At 45.6% G+C, this 13362-nt stretch carries 11 protein-coding genes and 1 pseudogene; 1 reads left to right on the top strand and 11 read right to left on the bottom strand.

The annotated features are described in order from the left end of the window. Nucleotides 1–183 precede the first annotated feature (183 nt). Nucleotides 184–1797: pseudogene (locus ETC02_RS07930) on the top strand (IS1634 family transposase); the annotation flags it as partial. Between the two features lie 66 nt (nucleotides 1798–1863). Here ETC02_RS07930 and ETC02_RS07925 read toward each other — a convergent pair. From ETC02_RS07925 to flgL, 11 genes are all read right to left on the bottom strand, one after another. Further along, the gene (locus ETC02_RS07925; RefSeq protein ID WP_171698175.1) at nucleotides 1864–3105 is read right to left on the bottom strand and encodes a glycosyltransferase; all 1242 of its coding nucleotides are present in this window, start codon (nucleotides 3103–3105) and stop codon (nucleotides 1864–1866) included. A 17-nt stretch (nucleotides 3106–3122) separates the two neighbouring features. Next, entirely contained in the window at nucleotides 3123–4277 is a 1155-nt protein-coding gene (locus ETC02_RS18365; RefSeq protein WP_171698174.1) for an FkbM family methyltransferase, read from the bottom strand. 495 nt (nucleotides 4278–4772) lie between these two features. Next, nucleotides 4773–5825, bottom strand: coding sequence for a glycosyltransferase family protein (locus ETC02_RS07915; protein WP_156484090.1), 1053 nt, complete (start codon nucleotides 5823–5825; stop codon nucleotides 4773–4775). Nucleotides 5826–5897: 72 nt separating this feature from the next. Continuing rightward, nucleotides 5898–8165 (bottom strand): motility associated factor glycosyltransferase family protein, encoded by a 2268-nt coding sequence (locus ETC02_RS07910; protein WP_062898958.1) that lies wholly within the window; start codon nucleotides 8163–8165, stop codon nucleotides 5898–5900. Nucleotides 8166–8198: 33 nt separating this feature from the next. Further along, on the bottom strand, nucleotides 8199–9203 hold the full coding sequence (locus ETC02_RS07905) for a UDP-N-acetylglucosamine 4,6-dehydratase family protein (RefSeq protein ID WP_062898959.1): 1005 nt from the start codon (nucleotides 9201–9203) through the stop codon (nucleotides 8199–8201). A 28-nt stretch (nucleotides 9204–9231) separates the two neighbouring features. Next, nucleotides 9232–9816, bottom strand: coding sequence for a hypothetical protein (locus ETC02_RS07900; protein ID WP_062898960.1), 585 nt, complete (start codon nucleotides 9814–9816; stop codon nucleotides 9232–9234). Nucleotides 9817–9988: 172 nt separating this feature from the next. Beyond that, nucleotides 9989–10969 (bottom strand): flagellin N-terminal helical domain-containing protein, encoded by a 981-nt coding sequence (locus ETC02_RS07895; RefSeq protein ID WP_062898961.1) that lies wholly within the window; start codon nucleotides 10967–10969, stop codon nucleotides 9989–9991. A 187-nt stretch (nucleotides 10970–11156) separates the two neighbouring features. Further along, nucleotides 11157–11396 (bottom strand): carbon storage regulator CsrA, encoded by a 240-nt coding sequence (csrA, locus tag ETC02_RS07890; protein ID WP_063210702.1) that lies wholly within the window; start codon nucleotides 11394–11396, stop codon nucleotides 11157–11159. Between the two features lie 16 nt (nucleotides 11397–11412). Continuing rightward, nucleotides 11413–11847 carry a flagellar assembly protein FliW gene (gene fliW, locus ETC02_RS07885; protein WP_063210700.1) on the bottom strand — a complete coding sequence of 145 codons (435 nt, stop codon included), beginning with the start codon at nucleotides 11845–11847 and terminating at the stop codon, nucleotides 11413–11415. 22 nt (nucleotides 11848–11869) lie between these two features. After that, on the bottom strand, nucleotides 11870–12424 hold the full coding sequence (locus ETC02_RS07880) for a DUF6470 family protein (RefSeq protein WP_171698173.1): 555 nt from the start codon (nucleotides 12422–12424) through the stop codon (nucleotides 11870–11872). A 34-nt stretch (nucleotides 12425–12458) separates the two neighbouring features. Continuing rightward, complete coding sequence (gene flgL, locus ETC02_RS07875) at nucleotides 12459–13352, bottom strand: flagellar hook-associated protein FlgL (RefSeq protein WP_171698176.1); 894 nt, start codon at nucleotides 13350–13352, stop codon at nucleotides 12459–12461. Nucleotides 13353–13362: the final 10 nt, after the last annotated feature.

Below are 13362 nucleotides of genomic sequence, written 5' to 3'. Positions count from 1 at the left end.
TTTTGTGCTTTCTCTTTTCCATCGGTCCATCAGGCGCGCTGGAAATCTTCATCTGAAAGAGCGTGCAAACGTTCCGAAAGAATGTGCAAAATCCGGAACAATCCGCAAAAATTTTGCACATTATTTCAGAATCCATCTGAAATAATTTGAAAAAGTGATTCTGAAATAATGTGCTAATTTACACTATTCAAGAAACTGGGCCTGCCCCAATTGATTGACCATCTCGTTCCCGTTGATCCACAGTGCCAGACTCGAGTCAGCGATGCCGTTCAGGCCATCATCTACAATATGTTTGACGGCCGGCAAGCCCTCGTTCACGTGGAACGATGGGCTCAGGAGATCGATCTAGAGAAACTCATCCGTCCCGGTCTCCATCCTTCCTGGTTGAACGACGATGCCTTGGCTCGTCATCTCGACCGCTTGTATGAGGCGGATATTCACAAGGTGATCAGCACTTGCTTGATTCACATTTATCGCAAAGAAGGCCTTTCCCTCCGAGCCTTTCACGCCGATACGACGGACAAGACGGTTTACGGCGCGTATGAATCGGCCTCATTAGAGGCTTTGCAGATCACACATGGCTACAACCGCCATCATCGTTGGCAAAAACAGATCGGTTTCGGACTGGTCGGCAACGAGGACGGCATCCCGTTTTACGGCGATGTGCACGACGGCAACCTGCCGGACAAAACATGGAATCCCGAGGTGCTGTCTCGTGTCCATGAACAGCTGAAGCAGGCCAAAATCGAAGACGAATGGATTTACGTGGCCGATTCCGCCGCGATGACGAAAGAGACCCTGGCGCAAACCAAAGCGGCCAACGCCTTTTTGATCACCAGAGGCCCTTCGTCGCTCCGGATCGTGAAAACCGCGCTGGCCGAAGCGGATGCTGAGGACACGACGTGGAGCGATCCCTTTACGTTGGCGGAGAGAAACGGCGCCACGTACCGGGTATGGGAAACGGCCTCGACGTATGAAGGCCACCCCGTTCGGCTGATCGTTGTTGAATCGAGCGCGCTCGACCAGCGAAAAGGAAAGACGCTTGAAAAAGAACGAACCAAAGAAGCGGAGCTTCTTCGCGAGGAACAAGCCCGTTGGGAGCGTCACCCTTTCTCGTGCCGGGAAGATGCCGAACAAGCCTTGGCGTCCCTCAAGGCGTCCCTCAAGGCGTCCCTTCGCCCCCGGTTTCATCGGGTTGAGGCCGCGGTCGAAGAGACCGTACGCCTGAAAAAACGGCGCGGACGGCCGAAAAAAGGGGCGGAACCCGAGGTGGAGACGCTGTATTTCTTGCACCTTGACGTCGAATTCGACCAAGACGCGTGGGAACAGGCAAGACGGAAAGCGTCCCGGTTTGTCCTCGTCACGACCGTTCCGAAGGAATGGAAGGGCCAACCCATGGATGCCCAAGAGATCTTGAAGCTGTATAAAGGGCAGATCTCGGTGGAAATGAACTTCGCTTTTTTGAAAGACCCTTTTTTCACGGATGAGATCTATGTCAAAAAGCCAGAACGAGTTGCGGTATTGGGCTATTTGTTTCTCTTGGCCTTGGCCATTTACCGCGTCTTTCAGCGCCGGGTGCGCCAGTTCATCACACCCGAACACCCATTAAAGGGCGCCGGAGGCCGCAAGCTGACCCGACCGACGGGGCAGGCGATTTTCCAGCTGTTTCAATATGTGAACGTCGTCCTCCTGGAGCTGCCGGATGGACGCATCCAACGCTCACTGGATCGCTCCCTCACCCCTGAACAACGAAGGATTCTGCAGGGGTTGGGGCTGGATGAGAGCATTTACGTGTAACGTCATACGGAACGACCAGCGATGGTAAAAAAAGGATAGCCATCGCTCGTCGTGTTGGTCAAAAAGTTATTCTGAAAAACTAAATAAAAAATCCTTTGTTTTGACCTTGTTAGGGTGCGAAATGTGAGATTTAAGTTCCTCTCTAAAAATATCCTTGTATAAACTATCCAACTTATATTTCTGATTTTCCCATGAATAGTATATTTTGGCCTGTTCGAAAGATTCTTTCGCAAAAGCATTGTTATTTAACTTATTAACAATATCATCAGTAATAGACGCTATGTCCTTCCCAATTGGATAAGTAACCCCTACACGAAATTTTTTGACAATCTCAGAGAAAGCAAACCCATCATATGTAAAAAAAGGAATATCAGAAAAGATAGCATCGAATAATTTATTCGGAATAGCGTATTTGTAATTTCTCAATACATTTTCTCCATAGTGATGCGGAAAATACAAGTAACCATCACAAGCATAAACATATTTAATTAAATCTATGTATTCTAATCTACCTAAATATATAATCTTATGAGATTGTTTATGTTCTTCTTTTACATAATCATCCAATAAACCATCACCAATAATAATAAGGCGAAAGTGGTCTGGCATCATCTTAATCATTTCAATAATCGTATCAATGCCTCGATCTGGCATAATGTTTCCGGCAAACACAAAATATTTAAACTCTTCACTGAGACCAAGCTCTTGGCGTGTTTTTTGTTTGGATTTGGTCATTATATGTGAGGAATAACGAGTATTAAAAATCACCGTCCTAGGGCAGGTGAGAGAATACTCATTGGAAAGAACATGTAACATTTCTTCACTAACAGCTATAACCCCGTCTGCAAACCTTATATAATTCCCGCGATTTTTTCCTAATTGAACAGCAGTATTATATTTATTTATATCATCCCCATAATTTCGCTTTTCAATATAGTCTGGAAAATACTCGTGTGAATCTGCTATCCACTTTGCCTTTTGTTCCCTAGCCATTAAATATCCAATTGGCCACGTCTCTGGGTCATGGCAATGGAAAATATCAAAGCGTTCCTCCTTCAGCAAAGCGTCTCTTAATTGAAAATGTGCTATTAAATATTTATCAATTAACACTGAGGTGCCTAACTTATAATCTAATACTCTCCTAATATGAATATTGTCTTCATAATCATACTCTCGATCGCCTTTTTCTTTTTGACAAAAGAGCGTCGCTTCATATCCTAATTCCACCAAGGTTTTTGTCATTCTCCATATTCTAGGATCTTTATTGCTTGGATGGTCTGACAAGACTGCCACTCTCAACTTTTTCATAATTAACACCCTTTAACTCAATAATCTTTTTTTGTCGCAAAGACATTAATAGACTTCCTCGTTTCGATTTCCGATGGAATATGCTTTAACGTGCCATTATCTTCTATCAAGTATATTTTATATCCATAGTCAATTAACAACTTCTGAAGCTCTATATCGGAAAATCCTAATCTTGATAAACAAATAGGATTAATTTCTAACATAATATCTGGTGCTTTGGAAGATGAGAGGAGATGTTCAGCTCCCTGAAAAGCAAGCATTTCTGCTCCTTCAATATCAACTTTAATAAAATCTACTTTATCAATCGCGTTTTGTTTAACATAATCATCCAAGCAGATAGTTTCTACCTTTTCTCGGTCATAAACGTGTTCAAATTGCTGCACAATTGATTTCATTCCTCCATTCTCATCAGAGTTAGAATACAAAGTCATATAACCATTAGCATTCGAAACAGCGACTTGATTAGCCACCACATTTGACAATTGATTCAAATAGATATTATCCACCAGTTGTCTAAAGTTTTTGCGATCCGGCTCAAAACAATGGACTATCCCACTATTTCCAACTCTTCGGGCAAACATTAAAGTATAATAACCGACATTCGCACCTAAGTCAAAAACCGTCTGGCCAAGCTGAATTTGTTGTGATAAAAATCGAGTTTCCTTTTCCTCATAATACCCGTAATTGTAAATGGTGTTTTGGATAAACTCCCTTATGTTAAGCAACATTTTAAATTCAATATTGTCTAGCTTTACCTCATGAATAATTTGTTCCTCAGGAATATCTTCATAGTTGTAATACAGCTGTTTTCCTACTTTCCAATAAAACAATGGATCAAACTTCTCCGTATCATACAAAACGAACGCCTTAGAGCGTAATCCATTTTTCTCTAATTCCGACAAAATTTCATTTTGAAAAGAGTGTGAGGAAACAACAATGTATTTAATATGATCAATCCAATCAAGAGCCTCTTGAAGCGAGTATACTGGGATTCCCATTATTTGATCATATTCTTTATAAGAAGAAACAATCCCTCGGATAGAATGGAGCGAAATATTTTTTTCTCTCAGAAACCCTAACAAAGCAACAGTATGTTCTCCCGCTCCCCAAATCAATATTTGGTCTTTATCGTCCATCAAACATGTAAATAAATTCAAAATTTTTTTTTGCACCTTATATCTCCCTATCATTTTGCTCCCTTTCCTTCCATGTACATTTACAAGATAAAGCGAGGAAATTAACGTATCTTCTGAATGAATAACAATGCGTTGCTTAGTTGAAGTGTTTCTACATTCAGCCACTCTCTCCCACGTGACATCAAAGTCGATTTGTATGGAGAGCAAACAGAATCAAGCAATATTACACCTTATATAGTCTCTCGCATGAATAGAAAAATCATCACTGTTAGACGGATTAAAGGTTCATTACCAAAAGATGTACTTGATTTTTAAAGGGAAACATGATAGTAATGTTGTCCAAAATAACTAGAATAAGTGCTGTTTTGGCTTCCATTATCATGATCATCTTTTTTGTCAGGTACACTTTGTAATGACGATCCGGATTAAATCACATTTGGAAGTCGCATCCCTTTTAGGGCAGGTATAGTCTTTGATACATTTCATTTTTTACAAAATATACAAAATAAAATTATACACCAAATGAAGGACCTAACAATATTTTCTATATATATCTATGAGCCTTGGCAAAACAACCTTCTCTAAGTCGTGGTACTCCTCTACATATTTTCTTCCTTGTTCGCCTGCATAAATCATTTTTTCTTTATCATCTACTAATTGGTCAATAACCTCTTCAAGATTATCTATCGTCGCGGATATAATAGGTAGATCATGAGGATAACCTTTTTTAACAAAATCGTTGATATAAGTAATGACTGGCTTTTTTAGCGCCATTGCTTCAATCGATAACATTCCGTAAGTCCCGTATAATAGATGATCAATAATAATATCTCCTTTGGCTAGCTCTTTGAGAAAATCATTATGATTTTGATTCTCGATTAAAATAAATTCGATATCGTTTCTCTTCAAACATACTTTCTTTATAGTATCAACAATATAGTCTGTTCCTTTAAATGTTCGATTTGTCGGAGCATGCATAATTTTCAATCTTCTCTTTCGCGTTGAAGTAATTGGTTCATAATCATAATTTTCAATACTATATTTATCCAATCCCAAATCTATTGGTAAAGGTAGTATTTCTACGTAATCATAGAAGGGTTGCACATATTCGGCCAGTTCTAAATCTTGTACAATTGATACAGGAATCCATTCAGCGCAATTTTTTATGTATTTAACTACCTCATCCTCATTCACCAAAAAATCTTTATACATCAATCTCGCATACGGATTAAATTTCTCCAATACACTAGGTCGCCTTACATCAGTTCCATTGTGGTGCATAAATAATTTTTTTCCTTTAGAAGACAAATAAGTCAAATCTTTCTGGTCATATAAAAATGTGTGGGCAAAAAAGAAATGAAAAATATCGTAGTGATCTTTATGTTCTTCGAATATTTTTTGACGAATTGCTATTTTTTCATGTTTAGTAAATTTATTAATATCAAAGTCAATATCAGCTTTTTCAAAGTAATGTTTTAAAAATGAGACAGACTTAGTATCGTATCCCTTTTCTCTAAAAGCTTTTGCAAAGGTGGTATTTAATCCGCAAATAGATATTAGTCCATAAAACATTTTCAGGCTCACCCTATCCCATCCTCCCATCAACATTCTATGTGCAAGAATATTCGTTTTTCACTTCCTAAGAATCAGGTATTTTTAACCCCTGACTTCTATTCGCTGAAAAATAAAAGCTTCATCATCAACCAGCTTCATCTCAACATCGTGTATCTCTTCTTTTAAACCAGATATTTGAAATAAAACCTGTTCAAATTGCGGAGAAAATCGCCCTCCTACTCCTCTATCCTTAGCGGAAAACTTTCTTTTATAGCCACCAATCATCATTTGCAATTGATCCGAGCAATCCGCATGCCTCCCCCCAATCACCCGAATCGCCGTTCCTTTAAACTTGAATTGAATCGCCGCATTCGGTTCGTTCGTTTCGTAATACGCGCCGATCACATCAGATTCCATTGAAGGTTGTTTTTGAATTTTGATTTCTTTTTTGCGCCATTGGCCGCTATAGTGAAATTCACTAGACGTGCTTTCGAGTCTCTTCCAGCCATCGTCCTTCTGTTTCAGGGCGGGGTGCAGATAGGTTTGCACCAACGGCGCCATTTCGTTATAGACTTGCTGGCATAGATGCAAATAGCTGCGGAACGACCGGACCACTTTGTCCGCCTTCACAATCGGATCTTGCTCTTCTCGGATTTTGTGCGCTTCTTTTTGCAACATTTCCGTATAGACGCGAACAACAGGCCGTATGTACACGTCAAAAAAGTCGTTTTGGGTCAAGCGGCGAAACCGTTCATCGAAGCGGGCGAATAATTTGAGCAATTTGTCTTCTTTTTTTCGAATAGCAGCCTGCTCCAACTCGTGAAACATTGCTTCGAGCTCATGGTATCTCTTGATGAAATCGGTCATCGCGCGCTTCATGTTCCCGATTTTGTCTTCCATCCCTTGCGTCGGGTTGCGTTCTTGGCCGGCATGCCAGTTTTCATTCACGACTTTCTTCGTCAACCGGTTTTGGATGACGGCCTCCAGCGGAAGAAATGGCGCGCCAGAAATATCCGCACCGCCTTTTGTTGTGTTGATGACTTCGATCTGAGCATACTTCTGGATATAGTGCTCCATCAACAGCCGCATTTGGTTGAGCGATTCATTCGTCGTGACAAGGCGGCCGTATACGTCCTTCACTTGCATGAGGCCGCGCCGCTCATGTTCGAGCACTTCAGCGGTCTGCTTTTCTCCCCGTTTGATTTCTTTCGCATAATAGTAATTGTCGCGAAAGGCGAAATTTTGCCCGACAAGAATGACCGGATTCGCCTCCAACTTCGCCAATATTTGCAACGTAATAATGGCGATCGAAAACGCATCGTCTATCACTTCGCTACGGTCAAGGCTGTCAAGATAGTATGGCGTTACGGTATCTTGGGATGTGACGGCGTAAAACTTTGGTCCCTTGTATTTTTGAATCGTTTCGTATCCGACGCTCGTCCCATAAATCATCGGCACGTTGGCGTCGATCCCTTTGTCAATCATGTCCCAAAACACAGCGAAATTATGAGCCTGTGGATCATACGTGCAAACAGCGTCGGGCAGGATGCCGTTCGCCACTAGCGCTCGATTCGCCGATCCGACAGCAAAAATGTAGGCTAGCCCATTTTCCTTTATGTAGCGAAGATTGTCATATTCCTCTTGCAGCGACGGCCCAGCCGCAACGAGCAAGACCGGTTTGGAACGAAAATGTTCTTTTCGGCTGAAAATGCTCGGCGATCTCAACGTTGTCGGCAAATTCATCACACTGTTCAATGTCCAACGTTTTCCAAATGCAAATTCTGTCGCCAAATTGATGCGCTTCGACTGCATCAAATCACGAAACTGTCGGACAAATTGTTGAAATGGATCGGCGAAAATACGCTCATAGCTCGGCAACGTAATGAGCAACACATTCGTCTCGAGCGCGTTCGCAAACTCGGCAAAAAACTGCCTGCGCGAAGCCTCGTCCGTTTCCACATAAAGATAGCGAAGCCGCTGAATCGGCCATTCTGTCATCCGTTTGTATGATAGAAAGCGAAAAAAGATCCATGGATTCGGTTCATAAATCGTGAACGCCTTATATGGAAACATAGATAAGATTTTTTCTACATGGTATCCGAGCCCGATGCCGTAAAAGAAAAGATGGTCGTGTTGTTCGATTTTGTCTTTGAGCTGTTGGACGAGGCGCTCGGCTTCTTGCTCCGGGTTGTATTTGCTGTGCAAATACAGAGGGCGTCCATCCACATGAACTTGAATCGTCGGCAGACCAGCATGGGACGGGATGATTTCATATTGCGGCCAAACTTGCTCATGCTGGATTTGATTCCATAGCTGCCAAATGGATGGATAGTGGCTTTGCAAAAATCGTTGATTCTCTGCCAACAACATGATGCTCATCTCCTAATCACTCACGGTTTTCCCCTATATTAAGCCTTCTGCCAAAATCCAACGGCGCAATGTTTCTTTATCAATCATCTCGCCTTGAAACGGATTTTGACACGGGCGGATGTTCCATTCTTTCGGATAGGCATGCGGCTTCCAGCCGAAAGGAGGCCCGATCACATACATGTCTTCCGTCTCCCATGCCGCATGCGCTTCGTCTTCTGTCATGAGCTCTTCGTACATTTTTTCCCCTGGACGCAAGCCAATTTCTTTGATTTTAATCGTTTCGGTAATGTGATATTTTTTTGAGACTTCCTCAATCATCACCTCAACTAAATCCCTTAGCGCCACCACCGGCATTTTCAGCACGAACACTTCTCCGCCCACGGCCAGTTCGTTGGCTTTTAAGATGAGAGAAATGGCTTGCGACGGCGTCATCATGTAACGAAGCATGTCCATATGGGTGACGGTCACTTCCCGATCCTCTAAAATTTGTTTTTTAAACAACGGAATGACCGAACCACGCGAACCCATGACATTGCCAAAACGCACCGCGGAGAAAATCGTTTGTTTCGGCCCTTTTTGATATTCGGTCGCCGCGATTAATCGTTCCGCCGCCAGTTTTGTTGCGCCGTACGTGTTCGTTGGCGAAATGGCCTTATCCGTGCTTGTAAATAACACTTTTTTCACTCCGGCTTTCAAAGCGGCTTGAATGACATTTTGCGTGCCAATAATGTTCGTTTTCACCGCTTCAAACGGATTGTATTCACAAGCCGGAACATGCTTCATGGCGGCAAGATGAAAGACGTAGTCAATGTCTTCCATCGCCCGCAGCACACGCGCTTCGTCGCGGACATCGCCAATTAAATAACGAAGCACCTTTGAATGTTTAAATTGCTGCGCCAGTTCAAACTGTTTATGCTCATCGCGGCTAAAAATGCGAATGACGTTCGGTTCATGCTGCAACAGTGTTTTGGTGAGATGTTGTCCAATCGTTCCCGTACCGCCAATAATCAAGATTTTTTTTCCTCTGTAGATGCTCAACTCTGTTCACTGCCTTTGCTGTCTGCGTTTAGTTCACGACATTGACTTTTACGTGCTCCATAATGTCTTTCCATAACGGCTTGACTTCATATTGGATCAAGTCGGCGATCAAAATCGTGTCTCCTGCTTCTACAGCTTGAAGCAATTGCCGCAATTGTTCCGCCAACGTTTCCCGGATGTGGACGAGCGTCTGACGATCCATCTGATCGTACGAATGTTCGGCGAGCCAATAAAGGGCTTGATCGATCCATTGGATTCCTTCCAGCATTTGCTCAAATCGGATCCATGTATGTTCGGAAGGGGTTTGATAAAATTCATCGATGATACGCTCAATCTCTGGCAGGGCACGTGTCAAATACGAATGCATTGTCTGGAAAACATCCCGTATATATTCTTCGATCGTCACCGCCACAACGTCAATCGTACGGATGGAATCGATTCTCTCTTCGATATAAGCCTCCATCTCGTCGTACACTTCGACGCCATCGATAACGAGATGGCTCAATTGCCGATCCGCCTCGGCAACCATGGAAAAGATTTTTTGCAACATCGCTTCAAGCTCTGATCGATCATTGCGATATTCAAACGTTTGTCCGAAAATGTTGAGCTGCATGTCTCGCACTCTCCTAAACGAGATTGTTTCGTGATCATTCGACATCCTCTACTATTATTATCGGTTTCATTTTGTCGATGTGAAGCGAATCAAACAGAAAAATCATTCCAGCGCTTCCCCTAATTGAAAAGGCCCCTCTCGATTACACGAGAAGAGGCCTTTCGCTTTTCCTTTATCGCAACAGCTGAAGCACGCTCTGCGGCTGTTGGTTCGCTTGGGCCAGCATCGATTGGGCCGCTTGGGTGAGAATGTTTTGTTTCGTAAATTCCATCATTTCTTTCGCCATATCGACGTCGCGGATGCGTGATTCCGCCGCTGTCAAGTTTTCCGCCGACGTATCCAAGTTGTTGATCGTATGCTCTAAACGGTTTTGATAAGAACCGAGGCGGGCGCGCTCCGTCGAAACCGTGTTGATCGCGATGTCGATTTTCGAAATCGCCGCCGTTGCGCCGCTGAAAGACATGATATCTAAAGCATATTCAGGAGTGCCTGCACTGCTGACATCTGTCAATTGGTTCGCCGTTCCTCCAGCAAATTTAGCATTTGCAATGCCTCCAGACAATACGGAGGATACCGATGTACCGTTTGCCGTAGTAGCTGCACCGATAGTGTTGGCAGATGCACCAGATGCGCCAGCCAATCCAAGCGCTTGGGCGCGCATGTCGAAAATTTTAATTTCAAACGATTGATTTGTATTCGCCCCAATTTGCAGTTTAATCGGGCTCGCGCCGCTCACATTGCCGTTCAACAATTTTTGCGTGTTGAATTCCGTCGTATTGCCGATCCGGTTGATTTCAGACGTCAGTTGGTTAAATTCTTTTTGCAATTGCTCGCGGTCTGCTTGCGTATTGGTGCTGTTGGCCGCTTGCGTCGCCAGTTCGCGCATCCGTTGCAGGATGGAGTGTACTTCATTTAACGCTCCTTCTGCCGTTTGGATGAGCGAAATGCCGTCTTGAGCGTTGCGGCTCGCTTGCTCCAACCCGCGAATTTGGCCGCGCATTTTTTCCGAAATCGCTAGACCTGCGGCGTCATCGCCGGCGCGATTGATGCGGAGGCCAGACGAAAGTTTTTCAATCGATTTGGATGCGTTCGTCGTATTGGTCGTCAACTGCCGATACGTATTCAACGCCGCAATGTTGTGGTTGATTCTCATGTTCTCTTCCTCCTTGAAATGATGTTTTCCACGTCCTTGTGGAACGGCGGGGCTATGGCGAAAGTCGGCCGCCTTTCGCCATATGCCGCGCTCACTTTTTATATCGGCGCGTTTTTTGGAAGTTTAATAGGGAAATTTAATTTTTTTGTCGTTGGAGCGAAAAAAGCGCCGTTTGGGCGCTTCGGCGTTATGGATGTTTCCATTGTTTCAGCTTGGCGGTCAGTTCGGCGAGCGAGGCTTCGTGCGCTTCGGCGGCGGCGTTGTTTTCCGCTTGGATGGCGAGGTACACTTCTTTGCGGTGAATGTCGATGTGTTTGGGCGCGTTGATGCCGAGTTTCACTTGGTCGCCTTGGATGGCGAGGACGGTGATTTCGATGTCATCGCCGATTTGGATCGCTTCTTTGAGTTTGCGCGTTAAAACAAGCATGGTTCGCCCGCCTCCTTTACGTCGCCGCTTTTTCCGGGAAGAGGCGATGTTTCGTTTTGTACGGGGTGTTCGATAAGATCACTTGCTTGCCGATTCGTTTTCGGGCGTTGATGACCACGGGCGCCTGCAAGTTCGCGGTCGTGTTGTCGAACGGGTCAGCGACCGTCAAGATGACGTACACGGCGACGTCGCGTTCGGTTTCGATGTCAAGCTGTTCGACCATCGCTTCATCCAGTTCAAATTCGTACGCCGGAAAGTACGAAAACGGCTCGATCAGCACAAATCCGAGCGCGGGCGTCTCGACGGACTGCAAGATGACAAACGGCGTGTCGGCAAGCGGCAAAAGGACGAACCGCTTCTCGTCCGCAAATCCAGGGAGACCGTGGGGGAAGCGGATGATGTCTTCTTCCTTCACCGCCACCGTTCCGTGGTATTTCGTGTCGATGTTCAATGCTTGCTCCTCCTTATGTTCCTCAAATGACGACGTCAATGTGAAGTGACGGACGCTGGGCGAGATCGATCTTGACCGCCCCTTGCTGGCAGCGGATGATCGGCGCATGCGTCTTCACATTAATGCGCGGCGTGTAGGTGTTCCAGTCGATCGTGAGTCTGCCCGGTTCATAGTCGACCTTGACGCTAAACGGCGGCGGGACGAGGGCGATCTCCAACTCAAGCGGCGGGCCTTCGCTGTTGGCCTCCGCCTGCTCCACGAGAGGATCGCCGCCATTTTCGATGCGCATAAGCTCGTCGCCTTGAACGGCCGTGCGTTCCATATAATCAAGCGCGGCTTGCCGTCCGTCATCGGCAGCGTCTTCGAGCAATTGGAACACGTGCTTGTTGTTCACCGCCGCCCACGCCTCGGTCTGGTCGATCGTCAGACGGGCGGGAATGGAGGCGATGCGCATGTCAGCGGGCGGTTGCTCGATCGTCATCTCCGCGGGCGGCTGGGTGATGTCAAGCCGCGCCCGTTCGCTTGAGATCGCCAGCTTGGCGTACGTCGCTTCCATCCTAAGCTGCGGAATGCGCATGGCCATCGCTCCTTTCGGCGGGCGTTACACTAGTTTAACGCAAAAAGTCAACCAACGTCGGCTGAATGACGCGCGCGCCGACGGCCAACGCCGCGCGGTGGACGCTTTCTTGCGTTTTTAAGTCGGTGATGACTTTTTCAAGGTCAACGTCTTCGTTGTCCGACAACATTTTTTCCGCGATCACTTGTTGGCTGTCGATGCGGTCTTCCATCAGCTCGATCCGGTTCATGCGCGCCCCAAGTTCGGCGCGGACGCCGAGCAAATTCGTCATATGACTGTCGAGCTTGTCCAAATAGCCCGTGATCTCATCACCTGTCGTATTCGGGTTTTCCAAGGAAGCGGCTAAATTTTGCAAGTCCGCAAACAACCCGTTGCCCGCTCCAAACGCTGTGCTTGGCGGAATGTTGACCGGAATGTAAATGCCTTTCGCTAGCTCAATGTTCACCTGTTGGCTGCTGGCCGATACCGAAATCGTGCCGTCCGGGTTCACCGTCACAGGCGGCTCCGTCGTTTTCGCGCCGTTGAAGATGTATTTGTCGCCGACTTTTGTATTGGCGATCGTGACCAAATGTTCGGTCAACTGTCGCACTTCTTTGGCGATCGCTTGGCGCTGCGTTTCTTCGTATGTGTCGTTGCTCGCCTGCACGGTGAGCTCGCGGATGCGCTGCAGCGCCTGCGTCGCCTTGTCAAGCGCCGAATCGGAGTTTTCCACCCAGTTGTACGCTTCCGAGAAGTTGCGTTTGAACTGCTCGACTTCCGCCAAATTCGAGCGATAGGCGATTCCTTTCATGGCGACGACAGGGTCATCGGATGGGCGGGTGATTTTTTTCCCTGTCGAGAGCTGGGTTTGGTATTTGTCCAAATTGGCGTAGCTTCGGGCAATCTGCTTAAGCGTATTGTTCGCCAACATGCTTTGCGTAATGCGCATCACCGTTCAC

The organism is Geobacillus sp. DSP4a (genome assembly GCF_013096875.1).
Lineage (GTDB): Bacteria > Bacillota > Bacilli > Bacillales > Anoxybacillaceae > Geobacillus > Geobacillus thermophilus.
The sequence above is the reverse complement of the archived record's forward strand: the minus strand, read 5'-3'. Positions and strand labels throughout refer to the sequence as shown.

Coding starts and splice junctions, on each gene's coding strand:
- ETC02_RS07900 (WP_062898960.1), bottom strand. CDS start 9,816: ATGCAGCTCAACATTTTCGGACAAACGTTTGAATATCGCAATGATCGA.
- ETC02_RS07925 (WP_171698175.1), bottom strand. CDS start 3,105: ATGAAAAAGTTGAGAGTGGCAGTCTTGTCAGACCATCCAAGCAATAAA.
- flgL (WP_171698176.1), bottom strand. CDS start 13,352: ATGCGCATTACGCAAAGCATGTTGGCGAACAATACGCTTAAGCAGATT.
- csrA (WP_063210702.1), bottom strand. CDS start 11,396: ATGCTTGTTTTAACGCGCAAACTCAAAGAAGCGATCCAAATCGGCGAT.
- ETC02_RS07910 (WP_062898958.1), bottom strand. CDS start 8,165: ATGTTGTTGGCAGAGAATCAACGATTTTTGCAAAGCCACTATCCATCC.
- ETC02_RS07895 (WP_062898961.1), bottom strand. CDS start 10,969: ATGAGAATCAACCACAACATTGCGGCGTTGAATACGTATCGGCAGTTG.
- ETC02_RS07880 (WP_171698173.1), bottom strand. CDS start 12,424: ATGCGCATTCCGCAGCTTAGGATGGAAGCGACGTACGCCAAGCTGGCG.